The organism is Pseudoxanthomonas sp. Root65 (genome assembly GCF_001427635.1).
Lineage (GTDB): Bacteria > Pseudomonadota > Gammaproteobacteria > Xanthomonadales > Xanthomonadaceae > Pseudoxanthomonas_A.
In genome coordinates this window covers 68,876-87,302 of record NZ_LMHA01000001.1, presented here as the reverse complement: position 1 = coordinate 87,302, position 18,427 = coordinate 68,876, and the positions used below count along the sequence as shown (strand labels likewise).

Genomic DNA, 18,427 nt, shown 5'->3' with positions numbered 1-18,427 from the left:
GGTGCCGTTTCATGCTGGGGTGCTCGCGTTTGCGAATCACCAATCCCCAATCACGAATCACGGGTTCCTGCATCAGCCGAACCTGCCCGTAATGTAGTCTTCCGTCTGCTGCTTGCCGGGGTTGGAGAAGATCGTCGAGGTGACGTCGTGCTCAACCAGCTCGCCCAGGTACATGAAGGCGGTGTAGTCGGACACGCGCGCGGCCTGCTGCATGTTGTGGGTGACGATGGCGATGGTGTACTGGTGCTTCAGTTCCTCGATCAGCTGTTCGATCTTGCTGGTCGAGATGGGGTCCAGCGCCGAGGTCGGTTCGTCCAGCAGGATCACGTCCGGGCGCAGCGCCACCGCACGCGCGATGCACAGGCGCTGCTGCTGGCCGCCCGACAGGCCCAGCGCGCTCTGCTTCAACTTGTCCTTGGCCTCGTCCCACAACGCGGCCTGGCGCAGCGCCTGTTCCACGCGCACGTCCATGTCGGCCTTGTTGAGTCGCTCGTGGTGGCGGATGCCGTAGGCGACGTTCTCGAAGATGGTCATCGGGAACGGCACCGGCTTCTGGAACACCATGCCCACCTTGCTGCGCAGGCGGTTCATCGGGTACTTGGCGTCGAGGATGTTCTCGCCGTCCAGCAGGACGTCGCCGGTGGCGCGCAGCTTCGGGTAGAGCGAGTAGATGCGGTTGAACACGCGCAGCAGGGTGGACTTGCCGCAGCCGGAGGGACCGATCAGCGCGGTGACGCGCTTTTCCGGGATCTCCAGGTTGATGTTCTTCAGCGCGTGGTAGTCGCCGTAGTAGAAGTCCAGGCCCTTGGCGGCCAGTTTCACGCTGGCGTTCGCGGCGAGGTCATCCTGGCGCTGCGGCGTCACCACGGCAATGCGGGCGGCGTCATTCATGGGTCACCTTGTTTCGAAGAAGGATGGTTCGGGCGATCAGGCTGAGCACCAGCACCATGCCGGTGACGAGGAAGGCGCCGGCCCAGGCCAGCGAATTCCACGAGTCGTAGGGGCTCATGGCGTACTGGAAGATCACCATCGGCAGGTTGGCCATCGACTGGTTGAGGTCGGTGCTCCAGAACTGGTTGTTGAAGGCGGTGAACAGCAGCGGTGCGGTCTCGCCGCTGATGCGCGCCAGCGCCAGCAGCACGCCGGTGACGATGCCCGGCAGCGCCGAGCGCATCAGCACCTGGGTGGTCACCTTCCACTGCGGCACGCCGAGCGACAGCGCGGCTTCGCGCATCTGCTGCGGCACCAGCCGCAGCATTTCATCGGTGGTGCGCACGATCACCGGCAGGGCGATGAACGCCAGCGCCACCGCACCGGCCCATGCCGAGTAGTGGCCCATCTGCGCCACCATCACGGTGTAGATGAAGAGGCCCAGCACGATGGACGGCGCCGACAGCAGGATGTCGTTGACGAAGCGGACGGTTTCGCCCAGCCAGTGCTTGTTGGCGTATTCGGCCAGGTAGGTGCCGGCGGCCACGCCGACCGGCGTGCCCAGCAGGATCGCCAGCAGGCTCATCACCACGCTGCCGAACAGCGCGTTGGCCAGGCCGCCGGGTTCGTTCGGCGGCGGCGTCATCTGGGTGAACAGGTCCAGGTTGAGGCTGCTCATGCCCTTGGTGATCGTGGTCCAGAGGATCCAGACCAGCCACATCAGGCCGAAGATCGCGGCCGCGATGGACAGCGTCAGCGCGACGGCGTTCTTGACCTTGCGGTAGGTGTACAGGGACGAGGACATCAGTTGCCCTCCCGCTTGGCCAGTTGGCGCAGCATCAGGCGGGCGATGGCCAGCACGATGAAGGTCAGCAGGAACAGGGTGAAGCCGAGCAGCAGCAGCGAACCCTTGTGCAGCGGATCGGTGGCTTCGGCGAACTCGTTGGCGATGGTGGAGGCGATGGACGTGCCCGGCTCCAGCAGGGCCGCGCTGATCGTGTAGGCGTTGCCGATCACGAAGGTCACCGCCATGGTTTCGCCGAGCGCGCGACCCAGGCCGAGGAACACGCCGCCGATCACCGCCGAGCGCGTGTACGGCAGCACCACGTCCCACACCACTTCCCACTTGGTGGAACCCAGCGCGTAGGCCGACTCCTTCAGTCGGCCCGGCACGGTCAGGAAGACCTCGCGCATCACCGACGATACGAACGGGATCACCATGATCGCCAGCACCAGGCCGGCCGTCAGCATGCCGATGCCCAGCGGCGGCCCGGACAGCACGGCGCCGATCAGCGGCAGCTGGCCCAGGTTGTCGTTGATCCACGGGTAGACGTGTTCGCTCAGCTGCGGCGCCAGCACGAACAGGCCCCACATGCCGTAGATGATCGAGGGAATGCCGGCCAGCAGTTCGATCGCCATGCCGACCGGACCGCGCATCCAGGCGGGCGCCACTTCGGTCAGGAACACCGCGATCCCGAAGCTCACCGGCACCGCGATCAGCATGGCAAGGCCGGCGCTGACCAGGGTGCCGAACACCGGTACCAGGGCGCCGAACTCGCGCGTGCCGACATTCCACTCGGTGCTGGTGAAAAAGCCCAGGCCGAAGGTCTGCAGGGCCTCGCGACCGCCCCACAGCATCGACACGGCGGCGGCGATCAGCGAAATCAGGACGAACATGCCGGCGCCGGTCAGCGTCAGCCGGAACAACCGGTCGGCGCGCGCGTCTTTGGCAGTGCGCACGTCCGTCAGTGAAGCGGGGAGGGCGGTGGCGTTCATGCAACCCGGGAAGTGGGGAAGGGGCGGGTGACGCGGGAGGCGCTAGTGCACGGTGGTGCGGTTACCGCGTGATGACAGCGGGCCGCCCCTGTGGACGGCCCGCGGATGGCGCCGGGATCAGAGCTTGATCTCGGTGCTCCAGTACTGCTCGATCTGGCCGACCAGTTCCGGCGGCAGCGGCACGTAGTCCAGTTCGTTGGCCTGCGCCTGACCCTGCTCGTAGGCCCACTTGAAGAAGTCCAGCGTGTGCTTGGCCTTGGCCGCGTCCTTGGGCTGCTTGTAGACCAGGATGAAGTTGGTCGCGGTGATCGGCCACGCCGTTTCGCCCGGGGCGTTGGTGATGACCAGGTTGAAGTCCTTCGTGTTCGCCCAGTCGGCGCTGGCCGCCGCGGCGGCGAAGCTTTCGGGGGTGGGCTGCACGAACTGGCCGGCCGCGTTCTGCAGCGATGCGTACGACATGTTGTTCTGCTCGGCATAGGCCAGTTCGACATAGCCGATCGAGCCCTTCAGCTGGCGCACGTAGGCGGCGACGCCTTCGTTGCCCTTGCCACCCACGCCGCCCGGCCAGTTGACCGAGGTGCCTTCGCCGACCTTGGACTTCCACTCCGGGCTGACCTTGGACAGGTAGTTGACGAAGTTGAAGGTGGTGCCCGAGCCGTCGGAGCGGTGCACGGTGTTGATCTTGCCGGTGGGCAGGGTCACGCCCGGGTTCAGCGCGGCGATGGCCGGATCGTTCCAGGTGGTGATCTTGTGCAGGAAGATGTCGGCCAGCACGGTGCCGCTGAGCTTCAGCTGGCCCGGCTGCAGGCCTTCGACGTTGATGACCGGCACCACGCCACCGATCACCGACGGGAACTGGGCCAGACCGGCCTGGGCCAGTTCTTCCGACGACAGGGGCTTGTCGGAGGAGCCGAAATCGACCGTGGCGGCCTTGATCTGCGCGATGCCGCCGCCCGAACCGATGGACTGGTAGTTGATCTTGGCGCCGGTGGACTTGTTGTAGTCGGTCGACCAGCGCGCCATCAGCGGATAGATGAACGAGGCGCCGGCGCCGGTCAGTTCGGCGGAGATCTGCTGGGCGCCGGCCGCGGCGGGAGCGGCGGCGTCGCCGGCAGTCGCGGCGGCGGGGGCGTCGGTCTTGCCGCCGCAGGCAGCGGCGAAGAAAGCGGCGGCCACGGCCAGTGTGGCCAGGCGGGCGGTGCGGATGCGCATGGAGTCTCCAGACGGGTCGTGTGTGATCCGCGCTATGAAATGATGTTTTTGTTACAACGTGATGACATCGTCGTCTCGCGCTGTCATGCGACGGCTGTCGTTGCCCTCACCAAACAAAAAGGGCGGGCCCGAAGGCCCGCCCGGTGATGTCGGCGCGGGAGGAACGCCGCATCGGTGCCGGCAAGGGGAGAGACCGTGCCGGCGGGTGCGATCAGTACTTCAGGTTGGCCTTCCAGTAGGTCTCGATCTGCTGCACCAGCGCCGGCGGTAGCGGCACATAGTCGAGCGACTTGGCCTGGGCGTCGCCGTTGGCGTAGACCCAGCGGAAGAAGTCGCGCGCGTCCTTGTTGCCCTTCTTCGGCGCCTTGTACATCAGGATGAAGTTGGTGGCGGTGATCGGCCAGGAGTTGGCGCCCGGCGCGTTGGTCATGACCAGGTAGAAGTCCTTGGACTTGCCCCACTCGGCGCTGGCGGCCGCGGCGGCGAAGGTCTCGTCGCTGGGCTGCACGTAGGCGCCGGCGGCGTTCTTCAGGCTGGCATAGGACATCTTGTTCTGCAGCGCATAGGACAGTTCGACATAGCCGATGCCGCCCTTGATCTGCTTCACGTAGGCGGCCACGCCCTCGTTGCCCTTGCCGCCCACGCCGGTCGGCCACTGCACGGTGGTGCCTTCACCGACCTTGGCCTTCCACTCCGGGCTGACCTTGGACAGGTAGTTGACGAAGTTGAAGGTGGTGCCCGAGCCGTCCGAACGACGGACCACGGTAATGCGCTGCGACGGCAGGGTCACGCCCGGGTTGAGCGCGGCGATGGCCGGGTCGTTCCAGGTCTTGATGGTGCCCAGGAAGATGTTGGCCAGGGTCGGGCCGTCCAGCTTCAGCTGGCCCGGCTTCAGGCCGGCCACGTTCAGCACCGGCACCACGCCGCCGATCACCGACGGGAACTGCGCCAGGCCGTACTTGGCCAGTTCTTCCGGCTTCAGGGGGGCGTCGGACGAACCGAAATCGACCGTGCCGGCCTTGATCTGCGCGATACCGCCGCCCGAACCGATCGACTGGTAGTTGACGCGGTTGTTGGTGGCCTTGGCGTAGTCGGCGGACCACTTGGTCATCACCGGATACACGAACGACGCACCGGCGCCGGTCACGTCGGCGGCGAATGCCTGCGCCGAGAAGGCCGAGGCGAGCGCCAGCAGCGCCACGCGGGATTTGATCGAGTTCAACACGGAAATCTCCTGGGAGAAGGCAGGGTGGAAGGCACGGGCGTGCCCGTTGGGTGGCCATTCCACGACGTTTGTGTGACAGCCCCGTGTCGGCATTGCGACAGTCCGGTGACGTCGACGGGCGCGAGCGCGACCGGCACACCGTGTCTCCGGCGCTGGCCGCCGCGCCGTGTCCTCATCGCGCGGGCAAGCGAGGATCGCGCTCCGCACATATATATGGTGTCGTCCCGCGTAAGTACCGGGAGCAAAGGCGTGCCGTCCGCCCTTGTCACACATTGGTCATGAAACTCACATGTGACTGCAAGATTTCACTCCCATCCTTTAGCGCATCTTTGACGGGCGCTTAATGATTTCCGAAGGGTTTTCGGGATCGAAGCAAGGCGCCCACGAAGCTCGCGCTCTTACTTCCAATTCCACTCGGAGAGTCACCATGCGTTATTCCCTCCTGGCTGCCGCGCTTGCCGTCGCCATGGGCAGCACCAGCTTTTCGGCCGCCGCCGCCGACAACCGTGACCAGCAGATCGCCGAACTGAGGGCGCAGCTGGAAGCCATGCAGACCAAACTGATGGAACTGGAAGAGCGCACCGACGCGCAGTCCGACGTCAACCTGGACACGGCCGCGCAGCTGGACAAGCTCAACACCGGCTCGCCGAAGATCGACACCAAGGGTGGCATCAAGGTGACGTCGGCCGACGGCAAGTTCGAGGCGACCGTCGGTGGTCGCATCCACTTCGACACCTACGCCTTCGACCGCGACATCGCCAGCACCACCGGCACCACCGAATTCCGCCGCGCCCGCCTGACCCTGGGCGGCAAGGCCTACGGCTGGGAATACAAGCTGGAGCAGGACTTCGGCGCCGGCACCAACCTCGACGGCCTGCGTGATGCCTACATCGCCAAGTCGGCGCTGGGCGGCAAGTTCACCATCGGTCACTTCAAGCCCTACCGCGCGATGGAAGAACTGACCAGTTCCAACGAACTGCTGATGATGGAGCGTCCGTTCGCCTCGGCGACCGGCCTGTTCTCCAACCGCCAGTTCCAGCAGGGCGTGGGCTACCAGCGTGCGGGCGAGAACTACACCGCCGGCCTGAGCGTGTTCAACCTGCGCGGCGCCGCTGCGGCCCGCAACGAAGGCATGGGCTACGCCGGTCGCGTCACCTGGGCGCCGATCAACACTGACAACAGCACGCTGCACCTGGGCGGCTGGTACAGCTACGAGAACGCCAACAACGGGTCGGCCGACCTGGTCGCCACGTCCAACTACGCCGGCCGTCGCGGTCCGTCGCAGACCATCGCCACCACCACCGGTGCCAGCCGCAACGAAGTCAGCGTGTACGCGCTGGAAGCCGCCGGTTCGTTCGGCCCGGCCTTCTTCCAGGCCGAGTACGCCGACGCCACCTTCGGCCAGCCGCTCGGCCGCGATCAGGATGTGACCAGCTACTACGTGCAGGGCAGCTTCATGCTCAACGGCGGCCACAAGGGCTACAAGGCCGCGACCGGCGTGTTCGCCTCGCCGAAGTACGTGGACAAGGGCCTGTGGGAACTGACCGCGCGCTACGACTACGCCGAAAACGAAACGCTGAACCGCGAAGTCACCAGCTGGATCCTCGGCATGAACTACTACGTCAACGCCAACCTGCGCTTCATGTTCAACTACACGCAGGGCGACAACGAAGTCACCGGCGACGAAACCGCCCAGTACGCGCTGCGCACGCAGTTCGCCTGGTAAGCCACGCCGCGGCCCGGAGGTAACGGGCACGGATCGCAGGGGGACATGCCACGGCATGTCCTTCTGCGTTTCGGGGGCCTACTCGTCCTCGTCGAACGGCATCAGCCGGAACGCTGCGCGCGGGGCGGCTTCGGGCTGCTTCCACCGGGCGTACACCGGGCGCCCCTGACGGGCGAAAAACCAGTGCCGGCGCAGCAAGGCCTTCTCGTCATCGAGCAGGCAGCCTTCCAGCGACATCGCGCGGCAGCCCAGCCGATAGGCGCTGTCCGCCAGTACGGCCAGGCTGCGCGATGGATCGCCTGCCGGATCGATCCTGAAGTCCACGATGCGCAGTGTCTCGCCCTCGTGCTGGCAGACGAACCACGCGCAGGGCAGCGCGTCGCCGTCGCGCTGCACGTAGAGGAAGCGGAAGCTCGCCAGCGGACAGCGGGCGAAGCGCCATGCCAGCGCGTCGCGATCGTGCACGCCTTCCAGCGTGCCGGGACGGGTCCAGGCCTGTGCGTGCACGGTCTCGTGTGGCGCATCACGCCAGTCGGCGCGCAGACGGCGGCCGGTCAGCCGATGCAGTCGGTCGCGCAGCCGCACCACGTGGTCGATGCACCCGCCCAGCAGGCGGGCGAGGCTGGCAGGCAACCGGCGCGCGACATAAGGCGCGTGCCGCACCGCGCGCACGTAGGTGGTCATGTCGCCGACGTGGACATAGCCCAGCCGCTTCACCACCGGTACCGCATTGGCGTTGGGAAACCCGTAGACCAGATCGCCCTGCTGCAGGGCGACCTCGCAGGCGGTGCGCTGCAGCAGCAGCGCCGGTCCCAGCATGCGATGACCGGCCATGACCGCCATGTCGGCAAGCAGTCCACCCTGAAGTTCTTTGCCATCCAACCGCATCCGTCGCCAGCCGACCCCGGCGGTGCCGACGATGCTCTGGCTGGGCTGGTGCACCAGCACTTGCAGCAGCGCCGCATGCGGCGCCTCCCGGTAGAACCAGTCCAGCTTCAGCGCGCGCGCCTGGCCTGCATGCAGGCTGGCGCGCCAGACGTCGACCACGGCATCACGATCACGCACGAAATCGGCGGGCGCGACGGCATACGGGTTGTCGTCGGCGAGCAGGGCCGTCATGCGGCGCGTTCACCCGCCGTGTCGCCGACCGAAACCGTGCCCAGCAGGACGGGACGCAGGTGCAGGGGTGCGGTGCTGCGGCGCTTCCTCAGGATGTCGGCATAGACCGCCTCGGCCTGTTCCACCGTTGTTTCCAGCACGTGCGCAAGGTGCACCGCCGGTACATCGTGTTCCAGCGCCCACAGCGCCAGGTCCATCGCGCGGTAGGGCAGGGCGAAATAGAACTCGTCCTGGCCCTGTTCCAGGCTGTAGGTGTCGGTGGTCGGCTGCGCGTTGCACAACCGCTCCGGCAGGCCGAGGTGGCGGGCCATGCCGTAGACCTGCGACTTGTAGAGATGCGCGATCGGCTTGATGTCGGCCGAGCCGTCGCCGTTCTTGACGAAGAAACCCTGGTCGTACTCCAGCCGGTTCGGCGTACCCAGCACCGCGTAGTGCAGGCGGTCGGCATGGAAATACTCGATGGTCTTGCGCAGCCGTTGCTTGTAGCTGGTGGCCGCCACGATGGTCAGATACTCGTGCAGGCGCAGTTCGCGCTCGTGCATCACGCCATCGGGCGACTGCGCGATCAGCCGGAAGCGGTTGATCGCGCCCTCGCTGCCGCCGGCGATGGCCAGCTTCATCTTCCAGTCGTCGCGGTAGTCGGGCAGCACGGTGCGCACGGCGTTGTCGCGCGCGGCGTAGGCACCGATCGCCTCCAGCGCCGGCGCGATGTCGAACGTGTCCACGCCCACGCGCAGGGTTTCGGCCAGCAGGCCAGCGCGCGCGGCGCTATCCGGGTCGGAGTCGCGCTCGGGCAGGATGAGGCAATGCACGCGCTCGCTGCCGAGGGCGCGCACCGCCAGCGCGGCACAGACCGAACTGTCGATGCCGCCCGAAATGGCCACCACCAGCCCCCGCCTGCGCAGCGATTGCGCGACGGTCTCGCGCAGGCGCGCGCAGATGCGTTCGGCTTCCTGTTCGTAATCGATGTCCAGCGCTTCCCAGCCGAATCCGCTCATCCGTTGTCTCCGGTTACATGGTTCGAGCGTCGCGCAAGCACGGCGCGCACGGCGCCCTCGTCATCCGCAAGTTCGCGCACCTCGTCCCAGGCGTCGTCGTTGCGCAGGCGGCGGGCCATCGCCGGTCCCTGGCCCAGCCCGACCTCGAACGCGAGCCAGCCGCCGGTGCGCACGAAGCGCCGGCTGTCCTGCATCAGCCGCGCCAGCAGCGACACACCCAGCGGTCCGCCGTCGAACGCCAGCCTGGGCTCGTGCGCGGAGATCGCGTCCGGCATCGCTTCCACCTTGCTGCTGCTGATGTACGGAGGATTGCAGAGCAACAGGTCAACGGTGCCATGGAAGGCGGCCTCGTCGTACGGGGCGAGCAGGTCGCCGGCGCGGAACGTCACCCGATCCGCCAGCGCCAGCCGTTCGGCGTTGCGGCGGGCCAGCGCCACGGCATCCTCGCTGAGATCGGCAGCGAACACGCGCAGTCCCGGCACATGGTTGGCCAGCGCGACGGCCAGGTTGCCGGAGCCGGTACATACGTCGACCGCGATGACGTCCCGTCCCTCCGCACCGGCGATGCGCGCGAGTTCGATCGCCGCGTGCCCCAGCAGTTCGGTTTCGCGGCGCGGAATGAGGGCTTCCGGACCGGCCAGCAGATCGATGCCGAGGAAATGCTGGCGCCCGGTGAGGTGCGCCAGCGGCACGCCGGCCAGCCGCTGCGACAGCAGGTCATCCAGCCGTCGCATCGCATCGGCGTCCAGCGCGGGCAGTGCGATGCCGTCCGCCGCGACGGCCGATAACGGGGTGCCCGCTGCCGTCGCCCACAGGGCGCGCAAGGTGTTCTCCGGCGTTTCTTCCGGCTTGTCGTGGGCGGCCTTCCAATGCGCCTGGAGCGTCCGCAGTCGTTGCTCGACCGTTGTGGTCATGCCGCCTTCGAGCGCATGACGAACGACACGATCCTGTCCACCGAGTCGAAGTTCTCCGGCACCATCGCCGAGTCCTTCACCTGCATGGCGAAGTTCTCCTCGATGACCAGCACCAGCTCCAATACGCCGGTCGAATCGATCACGCCCAGGTCCAGCAGCGAGGCGTCGTCCGCCAACCTGGTTTGGTCGTTGGTGAACATGAGGTTGTTGAGGATGTGGCCGCGGATCTTCTCGCGGATGGCGACGTCGGTCATGGTCATACCGTTTCGGTGGCAGGCAGGGGAATGGTCTGGGGGACGCGATGGCGGATGAAGCCATCGTGCAGCAGCATCGTCGACAGGATGCCGACGAAGGCCTGGTTGTCGGCGAATCCGACGGCGCGTCCGTGACGGCACTTGTCGAACAGCAGGCGGACCTTGCCGGCGTCGAAGCAGCCGGCGTCGCGGATACGCTCGCTCGACAGCAGTTCTTCCACGTAGTCCGCCGGTCGGCCGTCGCTGAAGAAGCTGCTGGCGTCCGGCGCGCGGTAAGGCTGCTTGGGACGCGTCGCGATCTCCACCGGCAGCAGCGGCGCCAGCGCCTTGCGCAGGATGTGCTTCTCGGTCAGGCCGCGCAGCTTCCACTGCGCCGGCAGGCGGCTGGCGAATTCGATCAGGCGATGGTCGAGGAACGGGAAGCGGCCTTCGATGGAGTTGGCCATCGCCACGCGGTCTCCCTGCGAGGAAAGCAGGTAGGCGGCCATCAGCGATTTCGCTTCCACGTACTGGTCGCGCGCCAGCGGCGACCAGGTGTTGATGGCGGCGGGCAGTCGCTGTTCGTAGAAGGCGAACGGATCGAATCCGGCGCCAAGCGCCTGCAGTTCCGGCGCGAGGAAGGCGAGCGCGCGCCGCGATGTCGTCCAGCGCGGCGCGTGTGCGAACACCGGTCGGGCCAGATGCTCCATGCCCTGGCCGAAGAACGTACGCGCGAATCCCGGCGCGCCCACCGGCGAATGTTTCAGGTAGCCGTACAGTCGACCGAGCAGCAGGTGGCGCCATTGCGAATCGGGATTGCGTGCGCAGAAGCGGCGCACCTTGGCTTCCTTGAACAGGTCGTAGCCGCCGAACACTTCGTCGGCGCCCTCGCCGGTCAGCACCACCTTGTAGCCGGACCGGCGCACCTGCGCGGACAGCAGCATCAGCGGTACCGGCGCGGTGCGCAGAACGGGTGCTTCGGTATGCCGGATCAAGGTGGGAAAGGCGTCGGCGATGTCGCGGCGCGTGCAGTGCAGGGTGGTATGGTCGGTGCCGAGGTGGCGCACCATCGCCTGCTGCTGCTCGCGTTCGTCGAATTCGACGTCCTCGAACGTCACCGAGAATGTGCGCACGGCGGCAATGCCGGCCTGCTTGACCAGCGCAACGATGCCGGACGAATCCAGGCCGCCGCTCAAGTAGGCGCCGACCGGCACGTCCGCGCGCAGTTGCAGGCGCACCGCATCGCCGAGCAGGTCGCGCAGCTCGTGCACGGCGTCGTCGAAGGAGGCGAACGGCGGCGCGTCGCCGGTGCGGGGGAACGTCCAGTCCCAGTACTGGCTGAGGGTTTGCGTGCCGTCGGCTTCCACCGTCATCAGGTGGCCGGGAGGCAGGCTGTCGACACCGGCGAACAGGGTATCGGGATCGCACGGCCCCCAGAAGGTGAAGGCCTGCGCCAAGCCGTCCGGATTGATCGTGGCGCATTCCGGCAGTACCGCCAGCAGCGCCTTCACTTCGGAGCCGAACCAGACGCGACCGCGCGCCGTCGCGTGGTACAGCGGACGGATGCCGGCGCGGTCGCGTGCCAGCAGCAGCCGGCGCCGCTGCGCGTCCCACAGCGCGATCGCGAACTGGCCGTTGAGCCTGTCGACGAAGCGATCGCCGTCGCGGTGGTACAGGTGGACGATGACCTCGGTGTCGGACCGGGTGCGGAAGTGGTAACCCTGCCTCTCCAACTCGTCGCGCAGTTCGACGTAGTTGAAGATCTCGCCGTTGAACACAGTCCAGACGGTTTCATGGCCATCGTGCAGCGGCTGCTGGCCGGTAGCCAGGTCGATGATAGCGAGGCGCGCATGCGCCAGTCCCACGCCGGGCGCCACATGGAAGCCGTGGCCATCCGGCCCGCGGTGATGCAGCGTGCCGATCATGCGCTGCAGCGCCGCGCGGTCCTCAAGCGCGCCCTGTCCTGCACCCGCAAAGCCTGCGATTCCGCACATCGCTCAGGTCCGGTCGTTGGCCGAGACGGCAGGGGCCATCCGGGGCAGGCACGGGTGCGCGTACGGTCGAGGCAATGGCATGGCGTCGTGCGCTCTCCGGGCGCGCCATCGGCGACGTCCCAAGATGAAAGGGGAAAGAGTCCAAGCAGTGCGTGCGCCCCGTGCCACGTCTGCTTTCAGGGGTTTCAACGGATGTCGGCTCACATTCCGGACAGCGATGCGCGCCCAGTGAGGGTCCGCGTGCGGGGATCGAAGCGCGTCCCTCGCTCGTCGTACCCCCTTGGCCGATGCGGTGTCCGTTCTACGTCGCGGGCTTTCCGGTTCGTGCGGGAACGGAGTGGCGGCCATGCAGGATCAACCCGCCCGCAACCGCCACTGTGCGTCCGATGAAACGAGGCCGCGCCGGCGGCGGGTGATGCTGCCGCGTCAGGCGGTGGTCTTGTCCTTGAACCGGCACAGGTCGCGGATCACGCACTGCGGGCAGTCCGGTTTGCGCGCCTTGCATACGTAGCGGCCATGCAGGATCAACCAATGATGCGCATCCAGCAGAAACTCCGCCGGCACCACCTTCAGCAGCCGCTCCTCCACCGCGCGCACATCCTTGCCCGGTGCCAGCCCGGTACGGTTGGAGACGCGGAAGATATGCGTATCCACCGCGATGGTCGGTTCGCCGAAGGCGGTATTCATCACCACGTTCGCCGTCTTGCGGCCCACACCCGGCAGGGCTTCGAGCGCGTCGCGCGAACGCGGCACGTCTCCGTCATGCTCATCGATGAGGATGCGGCAGGTAGCGATGACGTTCTTCGCCTTCGCGTTGAACAGGCCGATGGTCGAGATGTAGTTCTTCAGCCCGTCCTCGCCCAGCGCGAGCACGGCGGCCGGCGTGTTGGCCACCGGGAACAGGCGGCGCGTCGCCTTGTTGACGCCGACGTCGGTGGCCTGCGCCGACAGCGTCACCGCGACCAGCAGTTCGAACGGCGTGCGGTACTCCAGTTCGGTGGTCGGTTTCGGGTTGAGTTCGCGCAGCCGGGAGAACAGTTCGACGACCTCGGCACGCGTCAGCGTGGCGCCGCGTCGTGGCGCAGGCGTCATCGCTTCATCCTCTCGGCCGCCTTGGCCTTCGCACGCGCCAGGATGGCCGCGGCGCCCGTGGGTAGCGCAGGGCGCGGTACTTCCGTGGCGCCGGTCACCTCGGCGACTTTCAGCCTGCGCGCGTCGCGCTCCGCGGCGCGGCGTGCCAGTCGGATCTGGCGCTGCCGGTAGCGCGCGCGTGCATCCCAGGCCATGCGCAGGCGCTGCTGGGCCTGCATCACCGGGACGGCATCGTCTCCCGCACACACGCACGGCTGGAATGCCATCAGGCCCGCCGCGATCGCAGCGTCGATGTCGTCGGCCGCGAGGTGCGCGCGCAGCGAACGCGCGTGGTCGCAGCAGGGGCAGGGAGAGGCATGCATGCCGACGGCTGGCGGTCAGCGGCCGGTGAACGCCGGCTTGCGGCGTTCGACGAAGGCGCGCGTGCCTTCGCGCATGTCGTCGGTCGCGAACATCAGGCCGAACTGTGCGCTTTCGTACTGCAGGCCTTCCTCGATGCCGCACTCGCCGCCGATGTTGACCACGTCGAGCGTGGCACGCAGGGCGAGCGGGGCCGAGGCGGCCAGTTGGGCCGCGATCTTCAGCGTCTCCGTTTCGAGGTCCGCCGCTGGCACCACGCGGGTGACGATGCCGAGCTGCAGGGCGCGCTCGGCCGTGACCGGCGCACCGAGCAGGCACAGCTCCAGCGTGGCCGACCGCCCCGCCAGCCGCAGCAGGCGCTGGCTGCCGCCGAAGCCGGGGATCAGCCCCAGGTTGATCTCGGGCTGGCCGACCTTGGCGGTGTCCGCGGCGATGCGCAGGTGGCAGCCCATCGCCAGTTCCAGGCCGCCGCCGAGCGCGAAGCCGTTGACCATCGCGATCACCGGCTTGGGCAGCGTCTCGATGGTGCGCATCAGCTTCTGCCCACGCAGCGAAAAGTCGCGGCCCTCGGTGGCGCGCAGATCGGCCATCTCGGCGATGTCCGCGCCCGCGACGAAGGCCTTCGGCCCCGCACCGGTCAGCACCACGACCCGCACGGTCGCATCGCGTGCCGCGTCGTCGAAGGCGACCTGCAGGGCGTCCAGCGTCGCTGCATTGAGGGCATTCAGTTTGTCGGGACGATTGACCGTGAGGCGACGGATGCCGGCGTCATCGGCGATCAGGACGAGGGGTTCGGACATGGGTTTTCCGCAGGAATTTGTAAAATTTGAGTGAAAGTGGAACTCCGCCCGCGAGGCCCGGTCAGACCAGCCTGTCGTCAGTGGCGGTTAAGCGCCCCGGCGGCTATCCTAGCGCGTCCATTCCAGGCGGTATGCTTCCGCCGCCATATCTCGGAGAGTGTGTTGATGAAGTTGCGTTCGATTGCGGTCGCTGTTGCGGCATTCGCCATGGCCGGTAGCGCCCTGGCCCAGGACGTCTCGTCCGAGAAAGGCAAGCTGAGCTACTACTTCGGTTACGACTATGGCAACAACCTTGCCGAGTTGACCGGCCGTGGCGAGCAGCTCGACATCAACGCGGTGGTGAAGGGTCTGCAGGACGCCTACGCCAAGAAGCAGCCCGCCCTGACGGCCGACCAGCTGAAGCCCGCCCTGGAAGCCTTCCAGAAGCGCGAGCAGACCCGCGCCCAGCAGGCGAAGGCCGAGTACGACAAGGTCGCCGGCGAGAACAAGACCAAGAGCGACCAGTTCATCGCCACCTTCAAGGGCCAGCCGGGCGCGAAGACGCTGGCCAGCGGCGTCGCCTACAAGGTGCTCGAGAACGGTACCGGCGCCAAGCCGACCCAGGCGAGCACGGTGGAACTGCTGGTCTCCGGCCCGTATCCGTTCGGCCAGCGTCCGGCCGAAGCCCGTCCGCCGCAGCCGATGAAGGACCTGAAGGTCAGCGCCGTCGAAATGCCGGCGATGCGCGAAGCGCTGCTGCAGATGCCGGCCGGCGCCAAGTGGGAAGTCGCCCTGCCGCCGGACAAGGCCTACGGCGCCGATCCGCGCACCGGCTTCCCGCCCAACGTGGCCGTCGTGTTCGAAATCAAGCTCGTCAGCGTCAAGTGACGCAATGACCCGTCCGCGCACCGCGCGGACGGCTTTGTCATTGCGTCATCCCCGCGGTTTTCAACAGCCGAATGGCTGGTCAAGCGGGGATCCAGCGCCTTGGCTCTTGCTTCATCCCCGCGAAAACGGGGATCCAGCGATGCTCAACAACGTTCCCTCTGCGCCGGCCTCGTGCCGGCGCAGTGCTTTTCCGCGCAGGGCGGCGCTTCCGCGCTACCCTCCGCAGGTGCCAGAAGACATGAACACCGCATTCCGCGCCGTACTCAGCCCGTGCGTCGGCGTCTGTACGCTGGACGACGACGGGCTGTGCGAGGGCTGCCTCCGCACCACGTCCGAGATCGCGCGCTGGTCGCAGATGAACGATGACGAACGCCTGCGTCTGATGGAACACGTGCTGCCTGCGCGCGAACGCACGCGCTCGCCGCTGGAGCAGCGGTTGCGCGAAGGCGGCGCGCTGCGTCGCGCCCTGCATCCCCTGGATACCGCACCGGGCGCGGCCGGATGGAACCACGACGACCTGATCGACCTGCTGCCGCCGGGGCCGCTGGCCGAGGCGGCGGTACTGGCCGGCCTTGTTCCGCGGGAGCAGGGCACGCAAGTACTGCTGACCCGCCGCACCGACGGCCTGAGGCACCATGGGGGGCAGGTGAGTTTTCCCGGCGGTCGCATCGAACCGTCCGATGCCGATGCCGTCGCGGCGGCCCTGCGCGAAAGCCACGAGGAAATCGCATTGCCGGCGTCGCAGGTCACGCCCCTGGGCTTTCTCGACCCGTTCACCACCATCAGCGGCTTCCGCGTGGTGCCGGTGGTGGCGCTGATCGACCCGAGCTTCGTGCCCGTGCCCGAGCCGAACGAAGTGGCGGACGTGTTCGAGGTTCCGCTGGACTATCTGTTGTCGCCGGACAACCTGCGTCGCGTCGAAGTCGATTACCGCGGGCGTCGACGCGTGGTACTCGAGTACGCGTGGCCGGGGCAGCGCATCTGGGGCGCGACCGCCGCCATCCTGTTCAACCTGCGGCAACGCCTGGAGCAACTCGGATGAACTGGACCACCCTCGTCGATGCCTCCGCACTGTCTGCTGCCCTGGGCGATCCGGGGTTGCGGCTGGTCGATGCGCGTTTCGTGATGCTCAACGCAGCACCGGACGCGGGTCGCCAAGCCTACTCGGAAGGCCACCTGCCAGGTGCTGTGTACGCAGACCTGAATCTGGATCTGTCGGACCTGTCGAAGGTCGGCGAGGGTCGGCATCCCATGCCGGACAGCGACGCGTTCGTTCGCAAACTGGGCGAGTGGGGCATCGGACCCTCGCATCAGGTGGTGGCGTACGACGCCGTCGACGGCAGCATGGCGGCGGCGCGCCTGTGGTGGTTGTTGAAACTGCTAGGACATGCGCGCGTGGCCGTGCTCGATGGCGGCCTGGCGGCGTGGCGTGCCGCAGGCGGGGCGGAGACCGCGGAGGTTTCCGTGCCGTTGCCCGTGGCGGCGTATCCGTCGCATTTCGATGCCGCGCAACTCGTCAGCGCCGAGGACATCCTCCGTCGGTGGCACGAAGACAGCGGCTGGCTGTTCGATGCGCGCGCTGCCGAGCGCTTCCGTGGCGATGTCGAGCCGATCGATCCGATTGCCGGCCACGTGCCGGGCGCGCTCAATCGTCCGTTCGCGCATAACCTGCGCGATGGCCGCTTCAAGCCGGCCGATGAACTGCATGCAGCGCTGTCGCCGTTGCTGGGCACGCATGCGCCGACGGATGTGGTGTTGATGTGCGGCTCCGGCGTGACCGCCTGCCATCTGTTGCTGGCCTTCGAACACGCCGGCCTGCATGGCGCACGCGTGTATCCCGGTTCCTGGAGCGGCTGGATCAGCGATCCGTCGCGTCCGGTCGCGCGCGGCGACTGACCCGACCCGGCTCTACTTCTTCAGCTTGTCCACCAGGGCCCGCAACGCGACCTGCGTATCCGGCGCATGCCAGGCATCGACGAAGCGTTCCAACTGGATCAACGCCGGGTCGAGCGCTTCGACCAGATCGCGACGGGCGAGGGTGCGTGTCTGCAGCATCGGCTGGTGCGGCAGGCGCAGCAACTGTTGCAGCCACGCAATGCTGCGGGCGCTCACGGCCTCCTGGTCGACCAGTTCGTCCACCAGCCCGATCTCCAGCGCGTGCTCGGCGGGCACCATCTCACCGGCCACCAGCAGGCGCTCGGCCCGGTAGGCGCCCACCACGCGGCGCATCAAGCGCTGAATGCCCTCCGGCACCACCAGCCCCACCTGCGTCTCGTTGAGGCCCAGCGCGAACGGCCGCGCCGGATCCGGGCTGCGTGCCATCACCCGGTAGTCGCAGCACAGCGCCAGCACGCAGCCACCGGCGGGCGCGTGGCCGGTGATCGCGGCCACCACCGGCACGCGCGACTCAGCCAAGGTGCGCGCAGCGCCAAAGAAGGCCTGCCACGCATCCAGCAGTGCATGGCGGTCGTCGCCGAGCGACAGCAGGTACGGCACGTCCATGCCGGCGGAGAAGATCTTCGGGTTGCCGGCCAGCACGATGCCGCGCACGCCCTGGTCCAGCGCCGTGTTGAGCGCGTCGATCAGCGCCCGGCACAGTTCGGTATTGAGGGCATTGACCGGCGGGCGCGCCAACCGGATCTCGCGGATGTCGCCATGGTCGATGGTGTCGATGAGTCCGGTCATACATCCGCTCCCTGAAGTCAGGCCGGTATCATAGGCGCATGAACCGCCGCATCGAAATGCTCTGCCTGTCTGCCCTGTTGTGGTCGTCCGTGGGCGCCGCGCAGGCCGCCGAGTGTCTGCCTGTCGCCAAGGCCGCATGGGTGCGCCTGCCGCCGGTCGCGATGCCGATGATGGCCGGCTTCGCCCGCATCGAGAATCCGTGCAAGGCGCCGGTCAGCATCGTCAGCGCGGAGAGTCTCGCCTTCGAGGACGTTTCCCTGCACGAAACGCGCGAAGCGAACGGCGTCAGCCGCATGCGCGAAGTGGCGGCGCTGCCCATCGCGTCCGGCAAGGCGGCCGATCTGAAGCCGGGTGGCCTGCACCTGATGCTGCACGGCCCTTACCAGCCGTTAGCCATCGGCGAAAAAGTCGTGATCACGCTGAAGCTGGCCGATGGCCGCTCGTTGCCGGTCGTGTTCGAGGTGCGCAAGAGCGCACCCTGATGTCCGCGGACTGT

General features: G+C 67.4%; 19 protein-coding genes. 5 read left to right on the top strand and 14 right to left on the bottom strand.

The features are described 5' to 3' along the window. Positions 1–72 precede the first annotated feature (72 nt). From pstB to pstS (ASD77_RS00300), 5 genes are all read right to left on the bottom strand, one after another. Entirely contained in the window at positions 73–891 is an 819-nt protein-coding gene (gene pstB / locus ASD77_RS00320) for a phosphate ABC transporter ATP-binding protein PstB (RefSeq protein WP_055935720.1), read from the bottom strand. Further along, positions 884–1,735, bottom strand: coding sequence for a phosphate ABC transporter permease PstA (pstA, locus tag ASD77_RS00315; protein ID WP_055935717.1), 852 nt, complete (start codon positions 1,733–1,735; stop codon positions 884–886). Before pstA ends, pstB begins: the two co-directional genes overlap by 8 nt. Beyond that, the gene (gene pstC / locus ASD77_RS00310) at positions 1,735–2,706 is read right to left on the bottom strand and encodes a phosphate ABC transporter permease subunit PstC (RefSeq protein ID WP_055935714.1); all 972 of its coding nucleotides are present in this window, start codon (positions 2,704–2,706) and stop codon (positions 1,735–1,737) included. Before pstC ends, pstA begins: the two co-directional genes overlap by 1 nt. 117 nt (positions 2,707–2,823) lie before the next feature. Then, complete coding sequence (gene pstS, locus ASD77_RS00305) at positions 2,824–3,918, bottom strand: phosphate ABC transporter substrate-binding protein PstS (RefSeq protein WP_055935711.1); 1,095 nt, start codon at positions 3,916–3,918, stop codon at positions 2,824–2,826. Positions 3,919–4,129: 211 nt separating this feature from the next. After that, the gene (gene pstS, locus ASD77_RS00300; protein ID WP_055940768.1) at positions 4,130–5,143 is read right to left on the bottom strand and encodes a phosphate ABC transporter substrate-binding protein PstS; all 1,014 of its coding nucleotides are present in this window, start codon (positions 5,141–5,143) and stop codon (positions 4,130–4,132) included. Positions 5,144–5,570: 427 nt separating this feature from the next. Here pstS (ASD77_RS00300) and ASD77_RS00295 point away from each other — a divergent pair, with 427 nt between their 5' ends. Then, the gene (locus ASD77_RS00295; RefSeq protein WP_055935705.1) at positions 5,571–6,869 is read left to right on the top strand and encodes a porin; all 1,299 of its coding nucleotides are present in this window, start codon (positions 5,571–5,573) and stop codon (positions 6,867–6,869) included. A 78-nt stretch (positions 6,870–6,947) separates the two neighbouring features. On the opposite strand, the gene ASD77_RS00290 is transcribed toward ASD77_RS00295, so the two are convergent. The 8 genes from ASD77_RS00290 to ASD77_RS00255 all read right to left on the bottom strand — a co-directional run bounded on the left by ASD77_RS00290 (position 6,948) and on the right by ASD77_RS00255 (position 14,379). Continuing rightward, complete coding sequence (locus ASD77_RS00290) at positions 6,948–7,988, bottom strand: hypothetical protein (RefSeq protein ID WP_055935702.1); 1,041 nt, start codon at positions 7,986–7,988, stop codon at positions 6,948–6,950. Further along, positions 7,985–8,986: an NAD(+) synthase gene (nadE, locus tag ASD77_RS00285; protein WP_055935699.1), complete on the bottom strand. Its 1,002-nt coding sequence runs from the start codon at positions 8,984–8,986 to the stop codon at positions 7,985–7,987. Before nadE ends, ASD77_RS00290 begins: the two co-directional genes overlap by 4 nt. Further along, positions 8,983–9,900: a HemK family protein methyltransferase gene (locus ASD77_RS00280; protein WP_055935696.1), complete on the bottom strand. Its 918-nt coding sequence runs from the start codon at positions 9,898–9,900 to the stop codon at positions 8,983–8,985. The genes nadE and ASD77_RS00280 overlap by 4 nt, the downstream gene beginning before the upstream one ends. Next, positions 9,897–10,154 (bottom strand): acyl carrier protein, encoded by a 258-nt coding sequence (locus tag ASD77_RS00275; protein WP_082563044.1) that lies wholly within the window; start codon positions 10,152–10,154, stop codon positions 9,897–9,899. Before ASD77_RS00275 ends, ASD77_RS00280 begins: the two co-directional genes overlap by 4 nt. 2 nt (positions 10,155–10,156) lie before the next feature. Next, complete coding sequence (gene asnB, locus ASD77_RS00270; RefSeq protein WP_055935690.1) at positions 10,157–12,127, bottom strand: asparagine synthase (glutamine-hydrolyzing); 1,971 nt, start codon at positions 12,125–12,127, stop codon at positions 10,157–10,159. A 426-nt stretch (positions 12,128–12,553) separates the two neighbouring features. Then, positions 12,554–13,219 carry an endonuclease III gene (gene nth / locus ASD77_RS00265; RefSeq protein WP_055935687.1) on the bottom strand — a complete coding sequence of 222 codons (666 nt, stop codon included), beginning with the start codon at positions 13,217–13,219 and terminating at the stop codon, positions 12,554–12,556. After that, a complete protein-coding gene (locus ASD77_RS00260; RefSeq protein WP_055935684.1) occupies positions 13,216–13,581 on the bottom strand; it encodes a hypothetical protein in 366 nt (121 codons plus the stop codon). Before ASD77_RS00260 ends, nth begins: the two co-directional genes overlap by 4 nt. Before the next feature lie 15 nt (positions 13,582–13,596). After that, the gene (locus tag ASD77_RS00255) at positions 13,597–14,379 is read right to left on the bottom strand and encodes an enoyl-CoA hydratase-related protein (protein ID WP_055935681.1); all 783 of its coding nucleotides are present in this window, start codon (positions 14,377–14,379) and stop codon (positions 13,597–13,599) included. A 165-nt stretch (positions 14,380–14,544) separates the two neighbouring features. On the opposite strand from ASD77_RS00255, the gene ASD77_RS00250 reads away from it, so the two are divergent. The 3 genes from ASD77_RS00250 (at position 14,545) to ASD77_RS00240 (ending at position 17,142) form a co-directional block, all read left to right on the top strand. Then, positions 14,545–15,246 (top strand): FKBP-type peptidyl-prolyl cis-trans isomerase N-terminal domain-containing protein, encoded by a 702-nt coding sequence (locus ASD77_RS00250; RefSeq protein WP_055935678.1) that lies wholly within the window; start codon positions 14,545–14,547, stop codon positions 15,244–15,246. 238 nt (positions 15,247–15,484) lie between these two features. Next, positions 15,485–16,288, top strand: a complete 804-nt coding sequence (locus ASD77_RS00245; RefSeq protein ID WP_055935675.1) for a CoA pyrophosphatase — start codon at positions 15,485–15,487, stop codon at positions 16,286–16,288. After that, the gene (locus tag ASD77_RS00240; RefSeq protein WP_055935672.1) at positions 16,285–17,142 is read left to right on the top strand and encodes a sulfurtransferase; all 858 of its coding nucleotides are present in this window, start codon (positions 16,285–16,287) and stop codon (positions 17,140–17,142) included. Before ASD77_RS00245 ends, ASD77_RS00240 begins: the two co-directional genes overlap by 4 nt. Before the next feature lie 12 nt (positions 17,143–17,154). On the opposite strand, the gene ASD77_RS00235 is transcribed toward ASD77_RS00240, so the two are convergent. Next, the gene (locus ASD77_RS00235) at positions 17,155–17,931 is read right to left on the bottom strand and encodes an enoyl-CoA hydratase/isomerase family protein (RefSeq protein ID WP_055935669.1); all 777 of its coding nucleotides are present in this window, start codon (positions 17,929–17,931) and stop codon (positions 17,155–17,157) included. A gap of 38 nt (positions 17,932–17,969) precedes the next feature. Between ASD77_RS00235 and ASD77_RS00230 the strand changes: the two genes are divergently transcribed. Continuing rightward, positions 17,970–18,413 (top strand): copper chaperone PCu(A)C, encoded by a 444-nt coding sequence (locus tag ASD77_RS00230; protein WP_055935666.1) that lies wholly within the window; start codon positions 17,970–17,972, stop codon positions 18,411–18,413. The last annotated feature ends 14 nt before the right edge of the window (positions 18,414–18,427 follow it).